Genomic DNA, 19,690 nt, shown 5'->3' with positions numbered 1-19,690 from the left:
TGATCACTGGCCACTGGCCACTGACCACTTTACCTCCAGGGACCGGCAGGTATTCAAGGCTGACCGAAGGTGCATCCTGGCCTTTGTGGTAACAGCGCTTTGCCTTCTGGGGGCAGTACCACCAGCGGGCATAGTGTTCCTGATCTCTTCCAGAATGGACTGTGCAGCCTCCAGTTGAGCATAGGCCCTGACCACATCTTGCTTCCCGGCTTCAATTACTGTGTTCGCATCGGAGTTTGCCTCCCTGCTGAAAGTTTCCATCAGAAGCTGGAGATGAGCCATCGGCTCCTCCAGGTTTGCCCATGCCGATTCAACATCGTTCTGTCGCAGGGCCTGCAAGACCTGGAGGATGAGATCCCGCACCCACCTGATATGCGAGCGGATCATATCTTTTGTATTAACCGGCGCCAGTACACTGACTCCTCCCGATGGCTTCTCCGGATCGAAGCCCAACCTCTGGGCAATGGAATAAGCGATTGAACTGGTGATCGAGGCGTGCGCGCAAAAGACCGTTCCATCTTTGTCCAATGAGATCACACTTTCGGAAGTGTCCGGTATTTCCACGATCGAGGTGATCAGGGGAAGAGTTTTCTTTTGCTTGCTGGAGGGAGTCAGGACCACCAGGTAACTTTTCAGGGGATAGACGTTCGATAAATTGCTTTCGCCAAGAGCGAACTCATAACCGAGAGCCAGAGTAAGATAGAGGTGATTTTTACTGGCCGTGACAACACTGTTGCATTGGATGGCAGATTTGATTACCTGATAGGGCAAATTTTCGACCAGGGACGAGAGAGAGTTAAACAGAGTGGCGATCATTGTCTCGGAAAAATCCATTTTCCAGAGAATTTCTCCTGAACTGCCCCGGTCTTTGATTGCATAGAGCAGACCTTCGCTCACCCCATAGATTGTTCCATCCGGCCCGATGGTTGGAGATGCTGGCTTGGCCTTCATTCCGAGGGTCCATGCCTTCGTTCCATCCGCATCGAAAGCGTAGAGAGTGCCTTTATTATCAAGAGCATAGATGCGAGAGCCGTCGGCTGAAATTGCCGGGCTCGATCCGCTGCCCGGCTCCATCGGCGTTTGAAAGGCCAGTTGCAGCCTGCCGGACTCCTGGGAGGTTGGGGGGATAAAATCTATACCATAAAACCTGCCCTGAATTTCAAGTGAAACAGGAGACTTTATGCTGCCGGTAATATAGATTCGTCCATTGACCGGATTGACTCCGGGAGTATTGGCGATTTTAAATTCAAAGCCCAGAAGGCCATTGAAGATCTCATTGATCGTGAGATGATCTCCATCGCAGATCATTCCCTGCCACAGGCCGGGAGGAGTAAAGACTTTATAGCTCTTTCCCGGCGACTGGCCGGGGATCTCCATCGGCGGGGCGGCCAGATGCCCATTCTCCGGGTCAAACACATACGTCCAGCCGCTTGCGCCGATGCCGACGATATAACCATCACGGGTGAACGCGGCGGAGGCAAAAGGCCCGTTAATCCCGGAATTTTTCCATTTCAGGCTTCCATCGGGGTGGAAGCTGAAGAATTCATCCGAATCGCCAAGGTAGATATCTCCCTGGCGGTCTATCAGGGGGGCGCTGCACAGGGCTCCATTGTCCGGCAGGTAGCTTCTCCACAACTCATTTCCCTGCCGGTCAAAGGCATGGAGATTGCCATAACTTTCCTCTTTTCCCGTAGTAAAATACACGTTCCCCTCCGGCCCGATAACTGCAGCGGTCAGCACTGCCGAATACTCATCCATGAGAGCATGCCACTTTGGCTCCAACTGAGCGGCGGTAACAAACGGGACATAGTTTGAATTCCTGGAATCCCGGTGAATGGATGGCCAGCAAGTCTGGGCGTAGGAAGAAAGAAGTCCCGGTTCATCCGCGGTATTGGTAATTTGAATCCCACTGGTGGAAAAGCCGGGTGACCATTCTTTTCTTCCGGACAGAAAGGCGGCTTCGGCCATTGGCCGGGAATACAACGGTAATCTGCTGATAAAAAAAATAATGATCGGAATGAGGAGAAATTTCTTACTCTTGTTCATGGCAAGCTCCTTATTCTTTGAGAGTCTGATTTTGTTGCCTTTATACGGCCTATTGATGTCCGTGGATCTCTATGAGTGAGCATACATCTATCGGGCAATTCGATAAACAATAACTATTTAATAAATGTTTGGTATAACTTTTAGCAGGAGTCAGAAGTCTGGAGTCAGAAGTCAGAAGTCAGAAGTCAGAAGTCTGGTTTATTTCTAGGGACAGAGGCCGGGGGCCGGAGAAATGTAACCAGAAGCCGGGAGCCCGAAGTCGGGCTGAAAAGGGCCCGATAATGTAAAACAGGAGACAGAAGTCAGGAGGGAGTGATCAGTGGGCAGTGGTCAGTGAAAAGCGGGCAGGAGCCAGGGAAAGAGAGTTTTTATTCTGACTCCTGACTTCTGACTCCTGACTCCTGCCTCCTGACTCCTGACTCCTGAATTTTCAACACTCATACTACAGGAAAATCTCTCAGGAGGGAAAATGGATGGCATCTATAATCTTGTTCGACGATGATATCCAAATGTCTAAAGCTATGGTGAATGATCTGGAAAAGATGGGCAATAATGTAGTCGTTATTAACAATCTCGATGAGATGGATGAAAAGATCAGTCAGATCGAAAATAACGACATTATTATCATGGATGTTATTTGCCGCTCCAAGAAGCTTGCCCAAAAGATGGGTACCAAAGAGGAGTACGTTGGACCCTATGGAATTATCTATGTCGCTGAGAAGTGGGGGCAGAATAAGGAGATGCTCGATAAGGTCATTCTCATGAGCTCCTGGGAAGACCCCTGGATCGAGGGTGCAGCCAGAAAAATCGATTGTCCTCTGTTCAACAAGTCCTTTCAAAAGGAAAACATGCTCAAATACATTTCACAGAAGCAAAATCCGCTGAGCATCTGATTTGGCCGCGGACAATACAACAATACTAGCGGACAATACAACAATACTATATACTGTGAACGGTAAAAGGTTGGTTTTTGTGGATCAGTTCAAGGACATTGAGTTTTACGAGATTCTCAAGGAATTATACACTGACGTAGATTACTATAAGACCTCGATGCAGGACTTTCTGTCCAGAGTTGACCGCATCTGCCAGAAGTTTTTTCACCTGAAAGCGGGTTTTTTTATTCAAACCGACCAGGAAGGCCAGACTCATTATCTCCCGTTCGGTACCGGTTATTTGCCCTGGGAAAAAAGGGTCCGCACGCTCTATAATTTTAAAAACCAGACCAGCTCTCATATGGTCCAGAACCTTCTGGGCATAGGGGATGATCTGCCTCATATTCCGTTCTGTTTCCCTGATGAGGACCAGGTGGTCATCAATAATCAGTTCGTCAGCTTTGTGTATGGCTTCTTCCCGATCTGCGACGCCACCAGCCAGAAAAAAGGGATGCTGTTCTTTGCCTGCGAGAAAAAAACCAGCAGCCGGTATGCCTCCGAGATTGAAAACCAGTGGAGGGATCTTTACTACATCAGTAAGATCTTCAACAAGTTCTTAATCTTCAAGCTTCAGGCAGAGCAGGGACAAAACATCAAAAAAGCATTTCTCAAGGCGCTCGAGGCCAAGGACATCTATTCCTACATGCACGCGGATTTTGTTACCAAATATGTCAGGGCCATCAGCCAGAAGGCCCTTCAGGAGAAAGACCCCGGTTTCCGGGAGGAGGATGCCGACAATCTCATTCTGGCTGCAGAGCTGCATGATGTCGGGAAAATCAGTATTCCTGACGGCATTCTCAACAAACCGGGCAGGATTACCGAATCGGAGTACCGGGAAATCAAGCGGCACCCCTTCTATGCCTACAAGCTCCTCGACATGGTGAATGTCAGCCCGCAGGTGCTGCGGCTCATTACCAACCACCATGAGCGGTGCGATGGCATGGGTTACTACCGCAAGCCGAGGGGAGACATGGACCTGTCGCTGAGCATTCTCATTCTGGCTGACTGCTTTGATGCCATGACTTCCTGGCGGTATTATAAACCCAAGGAAAAAATTTTAAGCCTGACCGACGCCCTGATCGAGTTCAAATGCCAGAATTCCGGCACTGGAAGCTGCATCTCCCCCAGGATTATCCTGCCCAGAGCCGTTGAGCTGCTGGAAAAATGTCTCGCTGATAACCTGGATGTCTGGGAGAGGGAATCTCAGGAGCGCAACTCCTCCCTTGAAGAGCTGGCCAGGAACTGGAACAAAACCTTTCGGGACATCCCCCTCTATTGCCGGCATTTCCCGGAGAAAAAGTGTTCGGGGAGAGAGTGCCTGGATAATTAATTAATCATACTTCCCAGATCTCATAATTCATCGATACGGAATCAGCCTCCCGAATGAGATTTACGGTAATGATACCGTTTTCATCGCAGGAAAATTCCTCAATGACCCTGTTCCTGTTCATCCCGTAGTGCTTGACCTCAATATCGCCTGGCTGCGGCATTCGGGACAGGTTCCAGGCAGGATCGTAGGGGAAGAAAATCTCGCTCCACATCCGTGGTGCTATGGCCTGGCCATCGCGGTGCTCGGCACATTCCAGATAGCGGTAGTAGCCGATGTTGTGTTCAGGATAAATTTCGAACCGTTTGGCAGTAGGGATCCTGGTCCCCTTCTCGAAGATCGGATCGAAATACTCTCGTCCACCGGCTGTACGGATGACGCCGAAGGTCCGGTTCAAGACCTGCTCGACCTGGATCTTCTGCTGGGCCATATGACAGGCTCCAAGCGCTATGGAGGCGAAGGGAAGGCTTGAAAGGTGCACCTTGTCCTGGCCGTACTTCCCCTGCACCCGCTTCAGGATCAGGGGGAGCTGGGAGCTTCCGCCCACCAGGTAGATTTTTTCGATCTGCTCGAGGCTGCTGATCCCTTCGGCCTGAGCGTTCGGTGACCGCAGCACTTCTTCGAGCTTGCCAAGGGTCTGATTGACCAGGGGAAGGATGCGCTCATAGTAATCCTCCACCCGGATCCTTACCGACCCTTCACCGATATGGGCATCTTCCAGATCGATGCGCAGGTATTTGGGATCGATGATATTGGACAGGGACTCCTTGGCCTCACAGCAGCGGTGAAGCAGCAGTTTTTCCTGCAAGGGAGTGATATCTGTCAACTCCCTGTTTTCTATGACCATCTGATACAGGCAGCGGTCAAAATCATCCCCCCCCAGTTGCTCGATGCCTGATGAGGCAATGACCCGGTAGTGCTCCGGCTCGATCCGGACCAGGGAAACATCGAAGGTTCCGCCTCCCAGATCGTAGACCAGGACATAAACGGGTTTGCCCTGCGAGGACAGTCGTCCGGACAGACCGGAATAGGAGAACTCGATGGCTGAAGCTGTCGGCTCGTCGATGATCCGGGGTGAGACTATAAAACCTGCCTCCCGGAAAGATTCCCGGGTAACGAACCTTTGGGCGCCATTGGCGTTGGCCGGTACGGTCAGGAGGACCTCAAGCTCTTCATTGCCAAGATGCTGGGTCGAAACAATGGTTTCCTTAAGATGGAGGAGGAAATCCACCAGAAGCTCTCTGACTCCCCGCTGGAATTCTCCCTCCAGAAGCTGTGAGCCCGGATGATAATTCTTGAGGCTTCGCTTCAGGGACCGGACCAGCGTGCCCCGCCGGGTAAAAGCGTACTCCAGGGCCTCGAGGCCATGTACTCCTTTTTCCTCCCCCTCCGGATAGAACGAGACCGAAGGGAATACATCTTTTGCCAGACCGCCATGTTTGAACTTCATGGCCACCGGAGTATGGTTTTCCAGATAGGCGACTACGGTGTTGGAAGTGCCAAAGTCAAGGCCGATCTTCATGCTGACAGCCTCCTGTTGACCGTAACCTGAGGTTTAACGATCATTTCCTGGTTGTATTCCCAGAAATATCCATCCCGCACAGTAGCCAGAATTTCCGCTTCCCCCCGATCCGGGTTCCAGGCAAAATCGACCTCCTCATGGAGGGTGGGATTGAATTTCTCTCCAGCCTGCGGGGATATCCGCTGCAGCTTGCTGTTTTCGAGAATATAATCCAGATCATCTTCAAGATCCGAGAGACACTCGGCAGTCTCTTTGTCCATGGTTTTTCGCAGCTTGTGCACCTTCAGGGACAATTTGGCTACCGGAACCAATAAGCCTTTGATTCTCTTGACGACATGCTCCTCCAGCCGATGGTTGATGAAGCCGATGACCTCATCCTCAAGCTGCATGAGCAGGGAATCGGCGATCCGGGAACCCCGAATGGTCAGGGCATCACCGCCTTCTTCGGACAATTCCTCTCTTCCTCCTTGAAAAGCCTTCACTGTCTCTTCTTTCAAAGATTCTTCTGTCTTTTCTTGAAAAGTCTCTCCTGCCTGACAGGCACATTCTTTCTCCATCTGAAGGACCTCCTCCCCTGTGGTGATTTCTTCTTCAGCACTATCTAGCTTGATCAATAGTGCAGGCTGAGAGCTGGCAAAAAATCTTTTTCTTCTGACCTTCTTCTTCCGGGATACCATCAAGCCTCCTTTCATCTGTTTACACCCATGCAGGTTTTTTATACCATTTACACCTGAAAATGTAAACTAAATCCTTATTGCTGCGAGATGAACTTAAATTTGACATTTATCTCATAATTTTTGTATATTTACTAGGTACTGATATTGAGGAGAGAGGTATTTTGCCGTATTTTTATTTTTAAGGATGGAAAACCGATGAAGGTTTCGGATTCGCAGGTCGGTCACAGGACAAGACTGCGCGAACGTTTCTTGAAAAATGGACGGTCTGCCCTGGCTGATTATGAGCTTCTCGAAATGATTCTGTCGTACGCCATTCCCCGCAAGGATACCAAGATCATTGCCAAAGAGCTGATTTCCAGCTTTGGCACCTTTGCCGCTGTTTTTGACCAGCCGGTCGAAAAGCTCCAAACCGTGTCCGGCATAGGACCATTCGCAGCCACATTTTTAGTCTCGATCCGGGCTGTTTTAACCCGCTATCTGGAACAGCAGGCCGAGCGGGCCAACGCGATTTCCTCCCCTGAAGATGTAACGGATTTCGTCCGTCTGGCAATCGGAGCCAGTCAGCGGGAATGCCTGATGGTTCTGTGCCTGAATGCCGCCAACCGCCTGGTTCACCATGAAATCCTGGTGGAAGGGACGGTGGATCAGGCCCCGGTTTATCCCAGGGAGATATTCAGACCCGCTTTAATGCACAACGCTACGGCCCTGATCCTTGTTCACAACCATCCCAGCGGCCGGGCGGTCCCTTCCGAACAGGATCACTATATGACCCAGCGGATCGACAATCTTGCCTCTGAATTCAACATCGTCCTGCACGATCACCTCATCGTCTGCCCCTCCCAGGCCTTCAGCATCAAGACCGGGCGGCTGCTCACATCCCCCATACGGTAATAAAGCTACCGGGGTCGGACCACGGTAACTATATGGTATTAAAGCAGATAATCCCAAAATAGATGCTCAGTTTTAGCCTTAGGAGGGCGATTTTTAGCCCAAAATTGCCCTCCTAAGGAAAGGCAGGGGAGAAAGGTCGGTGTGTGAAGAATGCCAAGAGCAAAGAGGGTCCATTATCTTCCAGGTTATCTATAATCTATGGCATATTACCCACAGGTGCTATGAGAGAGAATTTCTGCTTGAGTTTGCCCCACCTACTGGTGATGGACGGAGGCTGTCATAAGACAATACCAAAAGCGATGCAGCTTATAGCCGGGCGGACCGCACAGGAGTACAATCAAAGGCAAGGTCGCGTAAAGGGACATATTCTTGGGACATATATCGTAAATAAAACAATATAATGTCTTGGTCTGACCCTGAGCCGCGCACCGCTGAGCCGCGACCGAGCCGCGAGCCGAACCCTGAACCGACTGAGCCGAGCCGCACCCTGGAGCCGGAGCCGCTGGAGCCGACCGGCAGGAGCCAGAGCTGGACCGGGCCACTGGAGCCGCTAAAATAAATACAGAGAAAAAATAAACTTGCATTTCATCCAGATCGGTATTATTTTTATAATTATGAAGCCAAAACTATACTTAGACACAAGTATACCCAGTGCGTATTTTGATTATTCTAAACCCTTAAGGCAATTAATAACTCAAAAATGGTTTGAAAACCAGAAATCAGGATACGAGCTATTTATATCAATTATTACAATTGAAGAAGTTGAGCAACTGGAAAACATTCGCAAGAGGGATAGTATCAAAAGTCTCATATTAGACACTGATACAAAAATCCTGGAATTGACTGACAAAGCAATAACTCTGGCCAATGAATACTTAAAGAGAGGGGCAATTCCGAAAACAGAGCCTGAGGATGCTTACCATATTGCCGTTGCAACGGTAAACAGGATCGAGGCTTTAGCTTCCTGGAACTTTAAGCATATCGTAAGCATAAATCCTATTAGAAAAATCCACGAAATTAACAGAGAGTTTAACTATCCGATTATCGAAATTGGTTCACTGGAATTATTTGGAGGTTCCCAATATGGAAATTTATAAAAATGATTATACAAAAGATGAAGATCAGGCTTTATGGGAACTGCACGAGATAAGACATAAATTGCACAAGGAATTTAAAAATAAAACATTAGATGAAATAAATAATAGTGCATTGGCAAAATATCAAAATTGGATAAAACTTAAAGAAAAAGTCTAATTTTATGGGTGATTTAAAAGGGGATATTACTGCCGGATACTTTCTCTAACAATGGAGTAATAACCAATGAGTCTATCCCAAAATGGCAGATATCGAGAGGCAGATCACCCCAGACTCCCGATCCCCCTATATAATGGGGGAGGGATAAGAATATGCCACTCGTCGTTTGAGGTACCGTGCTACCTCTGCTACCGGGTCGGACCAGGGTAGTATATGGTATGAAAACAGATAATGCCAAAACAGACACTCACTTTTGGCCTTAGAAGGTCATTTTGGGGCTAAAAATTGCCCTTCTAAAAAAGTCAGAAAAGAGAGTGTGGTGTGTAAAGAATGCCAAGAGCAAACAGGCATTATCTGCCAGGTTATATCTGGCATATTACCCACAGGTGCCATGAGAGAGAATTCCTGCTGAAGTTTGCCCACGATCGGCGAAGCTGGCTAAGGTGAATGGCACTTACATAAGAATTAGTAATTCTCCCGCAGAGACGCTGAGACGCAGAGGATATCATTGAAAAGTAAAAGTAAAACAAGTTCCTCCTTGTGCCTTTTTACTTTTTGCTTGCTTCCAGGCCGTTGACACATCGATATATCCCGACTTTCATCAGGACCTTGCCGGATTGGTTGTTCTCTGCGTCTCTGCGTCTTCTGCGGGAGATCTTTTTTCCCTGTGTGCTTTGTGTCCTCTCTATATTATAAGCTTGGCTTATGTAAGTGCCATTCTGGCTAAGGTGGTTGTTTGAGTCAAAAAAGCGCTATGGAGTCCAGATATTGAAGAGCCCAGAATGTTCGCTATCCACATTCTTGATGGTAATGTGAATAATGTAGTGTTCAATTTTCTGGGGGAACTGGTAATGATGTGGATTCAACCTCGAATCTGCAAAGGAATGCAGTGGGTAATATATTTTTAAATCCCGCGTCAGGAGACTACCGGCTTACGCGGAATAGCCCTGCCAAAGACGCCGGTATGGTTGAATACGCTCGACAACGTGCTCCTTTCGACGATTGTAATGGTGCAGTCAGACCCCAAGGTAGCGGATATGATATCGGCGCATACGAGAATTGAAGGATGTTCCCGCAACAGGTTTACTTGGGCACATGCATCACCCTGCGGTGGACTCTGCCAAGAGCGGGTAACGCGGGGGGCTTCCCCCCACCCTACCTCTTATTTTTGCCCCCCAAAATAGCCTTCTAAGGCATAAAAATACCTATTTGGGGAACATCTATCGTAAATAAAACAATATGATGTCTTGGTCTGGCCCTGAGACAGAGACAGGACAAGAGACACAAAGACCGGGCGACTGCTCACATCCCCCATACGGTAATACTTTTGTTTTGGTATTTTTCTTTCCGCTTGAATATCTTATCCTCCCACCTTTTCCCCTCACTCCGGTCAAAGATCACCAGGTGGCCTTGATCAGTACCGCATCGGTCCATATATTCCACGGTCTGTTTCAGCCCCTCGGCAATTGTATCGTCAAGCGATTTATAGAGCACTTTCAGCTCAATCACCACTTTCTGAACACCGGCTTGAAAAGGCCAGATAACGAGAAGGTCTGTCCGCATTCTGCCAAGGCCGTATTCTCTTTCTACTCTCCCTCCGCCATTGATAATCCTCTGGAGGAAGGCTTGCAGCAGCAGTTGAGGGCCTGCCTCTTTGTACTGAAACCGCTCTACCCAATGTTCCGAATGTTCGCGGAAAAACTCCTGAAATGAGCCGAGAAGCTTGTCCATATCGAGTTGGCCATCCGGACCGATATACCATGAAGGCTGCTCCGAGATAGTGACCTGGGTGCTATAGGTCAGCTCCCGGGGAATCACCTCCTGACATATCCGGTTTGCTATCTGCAACTGGCCATCAACTCTCACCAATCCCAGGTCTATAACATATGATAAGTCTTCGACAGGAATCTGCTCCGGTTCTTTATGCCCCTCCAATATTGGCTCAATCACCCGGCGGACCCGCGCTTCCTGCAGCTTGTCGGCCAACTGGTCGATGTGGGTATCCCTCCTGAGAATGATATTTTCTTTGGCCTGCTGCACCATCTCGGCTGTAATTGGCTTGCTTCGGTCACGCCCCTCTTCCATTTTAAAACATACCTCGTAGCCCAGGGCATTGAGCAGCCAGGGCTGCCCCTGCGTCAAGTCCCAAACCAGGTTCAGGGTTTCATGCGTAAATTCCTGACCCGTTTCTTCTGTATGCTCTCCATAAAGAGCCAATACCTCGTCTCTGGAGAAGTTCCCAAGCCGCAGAGATTCTGCTTTTATGTTGAAAGCACTTCCTCCGGTAATGATTGCTTTATCTTTGGCAGAATGTATCCGGTAGTCTCTCACGTCCCGAACACCGCACAACACGATACTCTGGGGAAACATATCCGGACGTTTGGAATACCCTGCCCGTAATTGACGTAAGAGGGAAATCAGAGTATCCCCAATCAGTGAATCGATCTCATCAATTAAAATAACCAAAGGTAGATGACTCTCTTTGGCCCAGAGGGATAGCAGCATGTTTAAGGCACCATATTCCCCGCTCTTTTCAAAAACCTGGTCCCAGCAGGATTCGAGGAAATCATCTTTCAGGAAGGCTACAGCGCTCAAAGCCATCTCGCTCAGTATGGCCCTCATGCCTTGCCGGACATCTTCTCTGGCAGCTTGAGCCGCTTCGACATTCAAGTAAAGGCATCGATAGCTCTCCCTGGCGTTGAGATAATCCATCAATGCGAGAAGATAGCTCGTTTTTCCAGTCTGCCGGGGGGCATGTAACACAAAGTATTTCTTCTGGGAAATCAGGGATAGTATTTCCGTGAGGTTAAACCGTCCAAGTGGAGGTAAACAGTAATGTTCTTCGCATTTTATCGGTCCAGCCGTATTAAAATAGCGCATCTGTCAACACACCTCCTTCGGTTATCACAGAGTCTGTGATAGGTTGGAATTTACCTTAAAGCAATTCGCTACTCTAAAAACAAAGTTCTTGACTGCTGGTAGAAACACAGCATATATTGTAACATAGATGAAATCCAAATGCTCAACAGATACCGAGATGAACAACAGGACGTTCGCCTTAAGGTACGCTCTATTGCCCTGCTCATGCTCGCCCAAGGGGTTAGTGTTGAGATCGTTGCCTCTTCAATTGGCAAGTCAGTGAGAACCATTATAATGACCCGGCGGATCGACAATCTTGCCTCTGAATTCAACATCGTCCTGCACGACCACCTTATCGTCTGCCCCTCCCGGGCCTTCAGCATCAAGACCGGCCGGCTGCTCACATCCCCCATACGGGTAGTATAAGGTCAGCTTCCTTTGAGAACTTATCACTGTCGAGTTACAAATAAGCTTGCATTTCCCCCGAATCGGTATTATTCTTATAACCATGAAGCCAAAACTATACTGAGGAGATCAAGCGTTCATCCATTCTCGATACAGAAGGAGAAATACCAAATGAAAAAAGCAGCTTTGATTTTGCTGGTTGTGATATTGTCAGGCGCGATAACAGCTCCTGCCTTTGCCGGTGGAGACCAAAATCGAGGAGATAAAGGACAGGGAAGTGTAAATCAGGAGCAAGTGAGGAATAAATAACCGCGCATGGTCCAGTGATCATTGCATACTGGTTATTGCTGCATCCGGGAGGGACATCATCCCCACAGCGCGTCCTGCAATCCCGATTGCCGCTGGATACGCCGTGAAACAGCATTCAGGAATACCTCTTCCCTGCCCCACACCTCGACATAATTTCTGGCCCTGGTGATGCTGGTATAGATAAGCTCGCGGGTGAGGATTCTGGCATCGGTATCGGGCAGGAGGAGAAGCACGCGGTCAAATTCCGATCCCTGGCTTTTATGAACGGTCATGGCATACACGGCCTCATGTCCGGGAAGCCTGCCGGGAGGGATCTTTCGCATGGCCCCGTCGGAGGTGGGAAAGTAGGCAGCCAGGGCCCCGTTTGAAGCCGGGTCAGGCAGGATAAGACCGACATCGCCGTTAAAGAGCCCAAGCTGGTAGTCATTGCAGGTGATCATGACCGGCTGTCCCCGGTACCGGCGGCCTCTGGCATTGATCAGACCGGCCCGCTGGAGCTCATCCTCGATCAAGGCGTTCACCTGGTTGGCACCATAGGCTCCCTGGCGCACGGCGCACAGGAGGCGAAAACGGCTAAAGCGCCGGAAAGCCTCATCGGGGTCATCCACGGTGAGATAAGCGGCATACTCTTGAATGACCCGCTCGGCAATGGCTTTAGCCATCGCTCCCGGAGGCGGAGAGCGCCGCCAGGAAATATCGCGGTATCCAGCGCGGCTGAGCCCTTTGAGAAGGCTGAGCGCCCGCTCTCCTTCTCCTGCGTTGATCGAGCGGCTGAGCAGCCCGATGCCGCTGTCCGAACCAAATCGGTAGCTTTTGCCCAGGATGACCAGTGAGTCCCGAAGTCCTCCCTTGCCGCTGACTTCCTTGCCCTGCACAGCAGCCTGGCCAGTGGTTGTGGCAGGCTCCCTGCCGGGAGCTGTGGCCTGTTCTGTACCTGCGCTCACGGCTGCCTCTCGACCGGCAGTCATGGCTGGCAGCGGCGGCAGCCCCCCGGCTGAGGGCAGCTCACCGGCGGACGGCTGCTGTGGCTGTTGTGGATGCTGCGCAAGTATCCGGGATGAATACCAGCCCGGGCCGAGGCCGCAGATATCACTCAGAACGGTTCCAGCTTCCACCGAGGCCAACTGGTCCTTGTCCCCAAGGATGATCAGGCGGGATTTCGGCGAGACGGCCCGCACCAGTCTGGCCATGAGAGGAAGATCAATCATCGAGGCTTCATCCACGACCACCACATCGTAGGGAAGAGGGTTATTTTCATGATAGCGCAGGAACGACAGGGTACGAACGATGCCCAGCAGCCGGTGAATGGTTGACACCTCATCGGGAATCAGGCTGCGGATCTCGGGCGGGCAGGCCAGTTTCCCTCTGGTCTGGCGGATGGATTCCCTGAGCCTGTTTGCGGCTTTGCCCGTAGGCGCGGCCAGGGCAAGGCGCAGGGGTTTTCCCCTGGCCTGCTCAAGAAGAAGCGCCAGAACCTTGACCACCGTGGAAGTTTTCCCTGCTCCGGGGCCGCCCGAAATAACGCAGAACATCCGGCGGACAGCGGTCAGGGCAGCGATCCTCTGCCAGTTAGGTTCACTCCTGGACTCACACTCTCCGGCAGAACCTGGAGAATCGGGGAAAAGCCGGTTAAGCCCATCCTCAAGGAGCGCTTCGTCAAGATCAGGGCACAATCTGGCAGCCCTCTCCGCCAGGCTTTCAGCTACGATCCGCTCGTATTCCCAGTAGCGGTAAAGATAGAGCCTTCCTGCATTATCCAGGATCAGGGGTTTAAATTCACCCGGTGAGCCCACAACGGAAGTGTTCCTCAATGTCTTGATCCAGTGGGGTAACGGCGGGCATTTCTCCCGGCATTCAACTCCACCAAGGACCTCGGCCAATGGCTGCCCGGCAGCACGGGACAGGTCAAGACATACATGGCCCTCTTCAGTATACCGGCTGACCAGACCGGCAGCCAGATAGAGCTCAGGGCAATTCTCTCCAGCCAGATTGAGCATGAACCGGGCAAAATGCCTGCTTATGTCCATGCCTCCCTCCCGATAGTCAAAAACCGCCATCCAATCATTAATCATGAGTCGCTCCATTCCGTTTATTCCCCTCGTAGGATTACCTCCTTAATCATGATAGTCCATATCTCATCCATTTTATGTCCATACTGTATCCGATTATCATCCAGGAGTCTATATGGAAATTCGATAGAGAAGCGTGGATTGGTATCTTCTCGCAGGAAAAATCAAATTCGGGCTTCCCTATCTCATCCAACTATGTTATATACACTGGTATGGGCATAGGCACGCTGCTTACTGGAATTTTGATCTTTCTGGCCAGAATTGTCGATGTTTCCCTGGGAACGGTGAGGACAATCAGCATTGTCCAGGGAAGGGTCGAGACTGCATTTCTTCTGGGTTTTGTGGAAGTCAGTGTCTGGCTGGCGGTCATAGCTTCTGTCATGGACAGGGTAAAGGAGAAACCGATCCTCGGAGTTTTCTATGCCCTCGGCTTCTCGACGGGTAATGCCGTCGGTATCCTGCTTGAGGATCGGGTTTCGTTCGGTCACATTGTGCTGCGGATTATCAGTCCCCAAAGAAGCAGGGAGATGGCCGAGCAAATCAGAGGGCTGGGACATGCAGTGACCACCTTTCAGGGGGAAGGAGCATCCGGGCCGGTCACGGAATTGTACGTTATGTGCAGAAAGAGCGACTTGAAACGCATCGTGGCCCTCGTCAAATGCATCGAGCCGGACGCCTTTTACACAACGGAAAAGGCGGGTGTCGCGGGTAAATGATTTAAGGCTGCCAAAGCCTACAGCCGCAGATAGAGACTGGCCACCAGGACTGCTGTCATGAGGAAGAAAAACACCGCAGTGAGGAGCTTGGTCGTTGCCAGGTGCCGTTCCATGATTCCGGCCAGTTGCTTGGAAGATGTTCCTTTGTAGGTAATCAGAAACACGACTACCAGCGGCAAAACGAAGGCGAGATTATAGAGAATCAGATAGAGGGTGGCGTGCAGTTTGAGGCTTGGAATGCCGGTGACGGCGATAATGGTCGGCAGGTATACCTGGCCGGTGCAGGCCAGTTCGAGCAGGGATACGGTTACTCCCATGACGAAGGCAGCCGCGGCGATCCCTTTGACATTGGTTTTCTCCTTGATTACCTTATGTATCAGCATCTTGATACGCTTTGGCAATTGCAGAGCCACATCCCGGGTTTTCCCCTGCCGGACCTTGATGTAATCACTGATACTCAGGATGCCGAAAATAAAGGTGACCAGGGCCATGGCCAGAAAGACTACGAAGCGCACGCCTTTCACCGCGCTCAGTTTTTTCAGGGCTTGCAGCATGCCCAGTCCGATGAGCAGGTAGGTCAGGAACACGGCCAAAGTGAATGAGCTTCCCACCCAGAGCAGTTCTTTATCTTTCTTGCCGATGAAAGCCAGCCAGGAAATCAGAAAGATGATCGTGGCAAACGCACAGGGGTTGACCCCATCCAGGAGGCCGCTGCCGAGAACAGCCAAAGGTCCCAGTTTCTGGAACCGGTCGGCAATTTTATGGTAAAATTTTGAGGAATCCTGCTGAACATTGATTTTTTCCCAAATACAGGCGCTCCCTGTGGCCTGATATTTCTTGATGAGCAATTCCATGTTTCCGAAGGTCAGCATGTTCTTGGCCAGAAAATCCTGGCCTATCATGACCATGGGAGCTAAAAGGGCCTGATTCTCCGGAATACCGGCCTGCTCGGCCATGGCCTCCTGGGCCATGATATTTTCGGGCCGGGTAACATCGAATTGCTTCACCATCAGGTTCGGGTACCTGCTTTTCAGAAGCTTCAGACTGGCCTGGGTCCGGTCACATTTCTGGCAGCCCGGCTTGGTAAATAAGGCCAGGTGGATGGGAGGGGCTGCTGTATTATTGGGGGCAGATGCAGCCTGCTCTGCCTGCGAACCGCCAGGCGTTGGCTTTTCAAACTCCGGCAGGCGGCACCCCCCTTGTCCGGCATAAAACCTGATGTATTCTTCGAGGTGCTGCTCAATTTCCTCCCGGCCTTCCAGGATTTTGTCTCCAATGACGAATACGGGAGATTCAAAAGTCTGGCGGTTGTACTTTTTTTCCAGTTGAACCAGGAGCTGATAGTTCTTGAGATCATCGATATTGAAATAGTGAACTTTGAGCTGAGGATACCGGGCCTGAATACCGGGAAGAAAGTGCTCTTTAATCTCCTGGCAGACATCACAGCCTTCGGCACCAAAAAGGGCGATGGAAATATCACCTTTATGCACATCGCTGTCCTGCTGACTGAAGGCAGGGCCTTCGGTCCAGACATGAAAAATGAGAGAAAGCAGAAAAACCGTCAGGCAAAAAACCGGAAGGCAAACGGCCTTGTTTTGCCAGTTATTTTCCATAGGATCACCTCACATGAGAATTCAGGAGAAATAAAAGTATATCATTAACTAACCGCTCCGCTACTTCAAAATTTCTGCAAACAGGTCATAATCCGTGGCCCGGATAATTCTGACCGGATGGATCTCTCCGGCAGCGCAGGGGATATCTCCCGGCATAAGGTACACTGCTCCATCGATGTCCGGGGCATGGCCGAAGGTCCTGCCAATGGCGAAGGTATTGTCAGCAGGAGCTCTGTCACCGGCAACCCCGTCACCGGCAGTCCTGTCATCGACCGCAGGGTCAGCGGCGTTATCTTCTCCCGCTCCGGCACAATCGATGATGACCTCCTGAACAGTTCCGACGAGCTGCTGATTCTTCTGCCGGGAAATTTCGGCCTGGAGGCGCAGGATTTCATTTCGTCTCTGCTCTTTGATCTTCCGGGAGACCTGGTCCTTCATCCTGGCGGCAGGCGTTCCTTCCTGCGGGGAAAAGGCAAAAACCCCCAGGCGGTCAAACCGGGCGGCAGCGGCAAAGTCTCGCAACTCCTCGAACTGCTTTTTCCCCTCTCCGGGAAAGCCGACCATCAACGAGGTCCTCAAGATGGCATCAGGAAGGATTTCCCGGATAAGACCAAGGGTGTTTTCAATGCCGGATCTGCTGCTTCTGCGGTTCATAGCCTGAAGGATGCCGTCATTGATGTGCTGAATGGGAATGTCGAGATAATTGCAGATCCTGGGCTCTTCAGCCATACATTCCAGAAGCTCCCGGCTGATGGAATCCGGGTAGGTGTAGAGCAGCCGGATCCAGTGGATGCCTTCCAGCCCGGCCAGCCTCCTGAGCAGCGGAACCAGTTTGTCCTGCCCGGAAGGAAGATCCCGTCCGTAGGCGGTAGTGTCCTGCGCGATGAGGTTTATTTCCCGGACCCCCTGCCGGACCAGAGCGCGGCTCTCGGCCACGATGGAGTCTGCCGGACGGCTTCGAAGTTTTCCCCGCAGCCGGGGAATGAGGCAGTAGGAGCAGCAGTTGCTGCATCCTTCGGCTATCTTTACATAAGCGGCATGGGGAAGGGTTGCCCGGATCCGGGGCATGTGCTCGGTATAGAGGAAGTCCGGCTCCTCGATCCAGACAGATGACCGGTCAGATTTTCCAGTTATGGATTCCCGGCAGATCTCACCGATTCGGGAAATCATGCCGGTGCCGATGACAAGGTCGATTTCCGGGATCTGGCGGCGAAGCTCTTCACCAAAATCCTGGGCCAGACATCCCATGACCACCAGTTGCTTGAGACTGCCGGTATCTTTCCCTTCAGCCACTTCAAGAATGGTGTCTATGGACTCCTGTTTGGCATCCTCGATAAAACTACAGGTATTGATAACTACAACCTCAGCTTCATTTTCATCGAAGGTGATGGTAAAGCCAGCCTGCTGAAGCTGGCCTAATGCAATCTCGGAATCCACCAGATTTTTCGGACACCCAAGACTGATCAGAGCTACCTTTGGAGAGTTTTCAGATTTCAAGAAAAACAATCCTTCTCTGTATCCTTCTGTGCGAGAGCCTTACTGCTGAAGGCAATTTCAAATTACGAGCAAATTATATCATAAATCCTTCCATAATCAACCACATTGTTTTTCTGCCAGATGCTCCCCATCTTGTATATGAGCCTCTCCTATCCTCCTCCACCTCAAGGGGCAATGCTGTTCAGTCAAGAGGAGATGGTGAGGTCAGGGTAAATCGGTATCTTTTCTCTTGTCCGCAACCACCATTTCTCCATGAGATGCGCCCTCTGATCTGCGATCCTCAAGGTAATTTATGGTAACAGATATCTGGAGATAATCGAAAACCTTTGACTTTTTGCTGAAAAATAAAGTATAGTAATTACAGGGAAGGAAGGGAAAGGCTATGTCTGAACAAAATTAATACCTTAGCTAAGGCAGGAGGAGATGAAAACAAGCGGGATAAGATAGTTCTCCCCGCTGTTTGAGTAAGTTAATACTGATGTGACTATTTTCCGAGTGATTGCTGCCATATCTCTCTCGTTGTGCAGATTCAATTCTCCTGGTGAGTGCAGCAGGCTGTCACTTGCGGCCTTGAAACTGGCACGACAGGTAAGACCTCCGCCATCTGAAATCCCCTGCTTCCCTGTAAGTATGGCTGTTTTCAGCCTGAACCATAACAATACCAATGATTCAGGAGTCAGAATCCAAAAAGCCTGTCCCCGCAGGTTTTAAGCGGGGATCAGAAAGTCAGGAGAAGACGCTTGCTTATTCTGAATTCTGAATTCTGACTCCTGACTCCTCAGGAAAAGTTCAGTTCTCAGCCTAAGCCATTTATAGTTATGATTTCTCGCTTGTGAAGGCATTCTCTTATGGAAGGGAATCGGGGGGGCCTCGAATTCATTCATCCAAAGGAGGTGATTGCAAGATCGAGCATTGTTTGTAAGAATTAACCAAGAGAGGTTGGTGGTGCATGACAGGCCCTTGTATTCACTCGTCCAGTGATTGACCATTTTTCCCCGGCAGCGATTATTTTTCCCGGCCTTATTTCCTGGAGTTATTCCCCGTTGATCTCCACACATTGTCCTTACAAAAAGAGTACCATCGTACCGAAGCTGATGGCGGCAGATTCTTTTTTGGTCTGAAACTCATCGACCAGTCTCTCCAAACCGTGAAATTTTTCTGCCTCAATGCGTAGTTATCAATTTTTCCGTTAACAACTACAGGGATGTACAAGGAGTAGTTATGATTCAGCGAAGAACATGGCAGCATTTTATCTTGCATCTGGTAATAGCCACCGCCCTGCTGGCAGGCACAGCCTTCGCCGGCATGGACCATATTGCCTCCAGCGTATCCACGGATTTCAGCCGGAAGGTTTCCTCTCCACACATTGCCGGGACAACCTTTGTTCACCCTCTGGCCTCGGTAATAGGCAATGTTACCCTGGAGGGTCATATCATGATCTCTCCCGCCGCATCGGTGCGGGGTGATGAAGGCCAGCCCATCTTTGTGGGTGAGGCGGCCAATATTCAGGATGGCGTGATACTGCATGGTCTTGAGACCGAGGAACTGTCAGAGCATGGCGAGTGGGAATTCA

18 protein-coding genes and 1 pseudogene are annotated in these 19,690 nt (G+C 50.4%); 12 read left to right on the top strand and 7 right to left on the bottom strand.

What is annotated here, in order from left to right; genetic code table 11:
* Nucleotides 1-3 precede the first annotated feature (3 nt).
* Nucleotides 4-2,046, bottom strand: a complete 2,043-nt coding sequence (locus AB1611_08205; GenBank protein ID MEW6379577.1) for a PQQ-binding-like beta-propeller repeat protein — start codon at nt 2,044-2,046, stop codon at nt 4-6.
* Nucleotides 2,047-2,519: 473 nt separating this feature from the next.
* On the opposite strand from AB1611_08205, the gene AB1611_08200 reads away from it, so the two are divergent.
* Complete coding sequence (locus AB1611_08200; protein ID MEW6379576.1) at nt 2,520-2,939, top strand: hypothetical protein; 420 nt, start codon at nt 2,520-2,522, stop codon at nt 2,937-2,939.
* A gap of 55 nt (nt 2,940-2,994) precedes the next feature.
* Nucleotides 2,995-4,308 (top strand): HD domain-containing phosphohydrolase, encoded by a 1,314-nt coding sequence (locus AB1611_08195; protein MEW6379575.1) that lies wholly within the window; start codon nt 2,995-2,997, stop codon nt 4,306-4,308.
* 4 nt (nt 4,309-4,312) lie between these two features.
* Here the strand turns inward: AB1611_08195 and AB1611_08190 are convergent, their stop codons facing one another.
* The gene (locus AB1611_08190) at nt 4,313-5,827 is read right to left on the bottom strand and encodes an Hsp70 family protein (GenBank protein MEW6379574.1); all 1,515 of its coding nucleotides are present in this window, start codon (nt 5,825-5,827) and stop codon (nt 4,313-4,315) included.
* Nucleotides 5,824-6,504, bottom strand: a complete 681-nt coding sequence (gene grpE, locus AB1611_08185) for a nucleotide exchange factor GrpE (protein MEW6379573.1) — start codon at nt 6,502-6,504, stop codon at nt 5,824-5,826. Before grpE ends, AB1611_08190 begins: the two co-directional genes overlap by 4 nt.
* Before the next feature lie 195 nt (nt 6,505-6,699).
* Between grpE and radC the strand changes: the two genes are divergently transcribed.
* The 5 genes and pseudogenes from radC (at nt 6,700) to AB1611_08160 (ending at nt 9,712) form a co-directional block, all read left to right on the top strand.
* Nucleotides 6,700-7,395 (top strand): DNA repair protein RadC, encoded by a 696-nt coding sequence (radC, locus tag AB1611_08180; protein MEW6379572.1) that lies wholly within the window; start codon nt 6,700-6,702, stop codon nt 7,393-7,395.
* A 150-nt stretch (nt 7,396-7,545) separates the two neighbouring features.
* A pseudogene (locus tag AB1611_08175) lies at nt 7,546-7,748 on the top strand (transposase).
* 261 nt (nt 7,749-8,009) lie between these two features.
* Complete coding sequence (locus AB1611_08170) at nt 8,010-8,492, top strand: type II toxin-antitoxin system VapC family toxin (GenBank protein MEW6379571.1); 483 nt, start codon at nt 8,010-8,012, stop codon at nt 8,490-8,492.
* Complete coding sequence (locus AB1611_08165) at nt 8,479-8,649, top strand: hypothetical protein (GenBank protein MEW6379570.1); 171 nt, start codon at nt 8,479-8,481, stop codon at nt 8,647-8,649. The genes AB1611_08170 and AB1611_08165 overlap by 14 nt, the downstream gene beginning before the upstream one ends.
* 856 nt (nt 8,650-9,505) lie before the next feature.
* On the top strand, nt 9,506-9,712 hold the full coding sequence (locus AB1611_08160; protein ID MEW6379569.1) for a choice-of-anchor Q domain-containing protein: 207 nt from the start codon (nt 9,506-9,508) through the stop codon (nt 9,710-9,712).
* A gap of 239 nt (nt 9,713-9,951) precedes the next feature.
* On the opposite strand, the gene AB1611_08155 is transcribed toward AB1611_08160, so the two are convergent.
* Nucleotides 9,952-11,529 (bottom strand): ATP-binding protein, encoded by a 1,578-nt coding sequence (locus AB1611_08155; protein ID MEW6379568.1) that lies wholly within the window; start codon nt 11,527-11,529, stop codon nt 9,952-9,954.
* A gap of 138 nt (nt 11,530-11,667) precedes the next feature.
* On the opposite strand from AB1611_08155, the gene AB1611_08150 reads away from it, so the two are divergent.
* Both AB1611_08150 and AB1611_08145 read left to right on the top strand, forming a co-directional pair.
* Entirely contained in the window at nt 11,668-11,934 is a 267-nt protein-coding gene (locus AB1611_08150; protein MEW6379567.1) for a hypothetical protein, read from the top strand.
* A 150-nt stretch (nt 11,935-12,084) separates the two neighbouring features.
* On the top strand, nt 12,085-12,222 hold the full coding sequence (locus AB1611_08145) for a hypothetical protein (GenBank protein ID MEW6379566.1): 138 nt from the start codon (nt 12,085-12,087) through the stop codon (nt 12,220-12,222).
* Nucleotides 12,223-12,278: 56 nt separating this feature from the next.
* On the opposite strand, the gene AB1611_08140 is transcribed toward AB1611_08145, so the two are convergent.
* Nucleotides 12,279-14,306, bottom strand: coding sequence for an AAA family ATPase (locus tag AB1611_08140; GenBank protein MEW6379565.1), 2,028 nt, complete (start codon nt 14,304-14,306; stop codon nt 12,279-12,281).
* Nucleotides 14,307-14,368: 62 nt separating this feature from the next.
* Here AB1611_08140 and AB1611_08135 point away from each other — a divergent pair, with 62 nt between their 5' ends.
* A complete protein-coding gene (locus tag AB1611_08135) occupies nt 14,369-15,007 on the top strand; it encodes a DUF5698 domain-containing protein (GenBank protein MEW6379564.1) in 639 nt (212 codons plus the stop codon).
* Nucleotides 15,008-15,024: 17 nt separating this feature from the next.
* On the opposite strand, the gene AB1611_08130 is transcribed toward AB1611_08135, so the two are convergent.
* Both AB1611_08130 and rimO read right to left on the bottom strand, forming a co-directional pair.
* On the bottom strand, nt 15,025-16,620 hold the full coding sequence (locus tag AB1611_08130; protein MEW6379563.1) for a hypothetical protein: 1,596 nt from the start codon (nt 16,618-16,620) through the stop codon (nt 15,025-15,027).
* A gap of 60 nt (nt 16,621-16,680) precedes the next feature.
* Nucleotides 16,681-18,117, bottom strand: a complete 1,437-nt coding sequence (rimO, locus tag AB1611_08125; protein ID MEW6379562.1) for a 30S ribosomal protein S12 methylthiotransferase RimO — start codon at nt 18,115-18,117, stop codon at nt 16,681-16,683.
* 480 nt (nt 18,118-18,597) lie between these two features.
* Between rimO and AB1611_08120 the strand changes: the two genes are divergently transcribed.
* Both AB1611_08120 and AB1611_08115 read left to right on the top strand, forming a co-directional pair.
* On the top strand, nt 18,598-18,828 hold the full coding sequence (locus AB1611_08120) for a hypothetical protein (protein ID MEW6379561.1): 231 nt from the start codon (nt 18,598-18,600) through the stop codon (nt 18,826-18,828).
* Nucleotides 18,829-19,338: 510 nt separating this feature from the next.
* On the top strand, nt 19,339-19,690 hold a 352-nt coding region (locus tag AB1611_08115; GenBank protein ID MEW6379560.1), incomplete at its 3' end, for a hypothetical protein.

This window comes from bacterium (genome assembly GCA_040755755.1).
GTDB lineage: Bacteria > SZUA-182 > SZUA-182 > DTGQ01 > DTGQ01 > DTGQ01.
This window is presented reverse-complemented; position numbering and strand designations above follow the sequence as displayed.

Excerpts from the sequence above, each read along its gene's own strand:
- AB1611_08135 (MEW6379564.1), top strand. The coding sequence starts at position 14,369 with ATGTCCATACTGTATCCGATTATCATCCAGGAGTCTATATGGAAATTC.
- AB1611_08145 (MEW6379566.1), top strand. The coding sequence starts at position 12,085 with ATGAAAAAAGCAGCTTTGATTTTGCTGGTTGTGATATTGTCAGGCGCG.
- AB1611_08130 (MEW6379563.1), bottom strand. The coding sequence starts at position 16,620 with ATGGAAAATAACTGGCAAAACAAGGCCGTTTGCCTTCCGGTTTTTTGC.
- AB1611_08155 (MEW6379568.1), bottom strand. The coding sequence starts at position 11,529 with ATGCGCTATTTTAATACGGCTGGACCGATAAAATGCGAAGAACATTAC.
- AB1611_08170 (MEW6379571.1), top strand. The coding sequence starts at position 8,010 with ATGAAGCCAAAACTATACTTAGACACAAGTATACCCAGTGCGTATTTT.
- AB1611_08190 (MEW6379574.1), bottom strand. The coding sequence starts at position 5,827 with ATGAAGATCGGCCTTGACTTTGGCACTTCCAACACCGTAGTCGCCTAT.
- AB1611_08165 (MEW6379570.1), top strand. The coding sequence starts at position 8,479 with ATGGAAATTTATAAAAATGATTATACAAAAGATGAAGATCAGGCTTTA.
- AB1611_08150 (MEW6379567.1), top strand. The coding sequence starts at position 11,668 with ATGCTCAACAGATACCGAGATGAACAACAGGACGTTCGCCTTAAGGTA.
- AB1611_08140 (MEW6379565.1), bottom strand. The coding sequence starts at position 14,306 with ATGGAGCGACTCATGATTAATGATTGGATGGCGGTTTTTGACTATCGG.
- grpE (MEW6379573.1), bottom strand. The coding sequence starts at position 6,504 with ATGGTATCCCGGAAGAAGAAGGTCAGAAGAAAAAGATTTTTTGCCAGC.
- AB1611_08200 (MEW6379576.1), top strand. The coding sequence starts at position 2,520 with ATGGCATCTATAATCTTGTTCGACGATGATATCCAAATGTCTAAAGCT.
- AB1611_08205 (MEW6379577.1), bottom strand. The coding sequence starts at position 2,046 with ATGAACAAGAGTAAGAAATTTCTCCTCATTCCGATCATTATTTTTTTT.
- radC (MEW6379572.1), top strand. The coding sequence starts at position 6,700 with ATGAAGGTTTCGGATTCGCAGGTCGGTCACAGGACAAGACTGCGCGAA.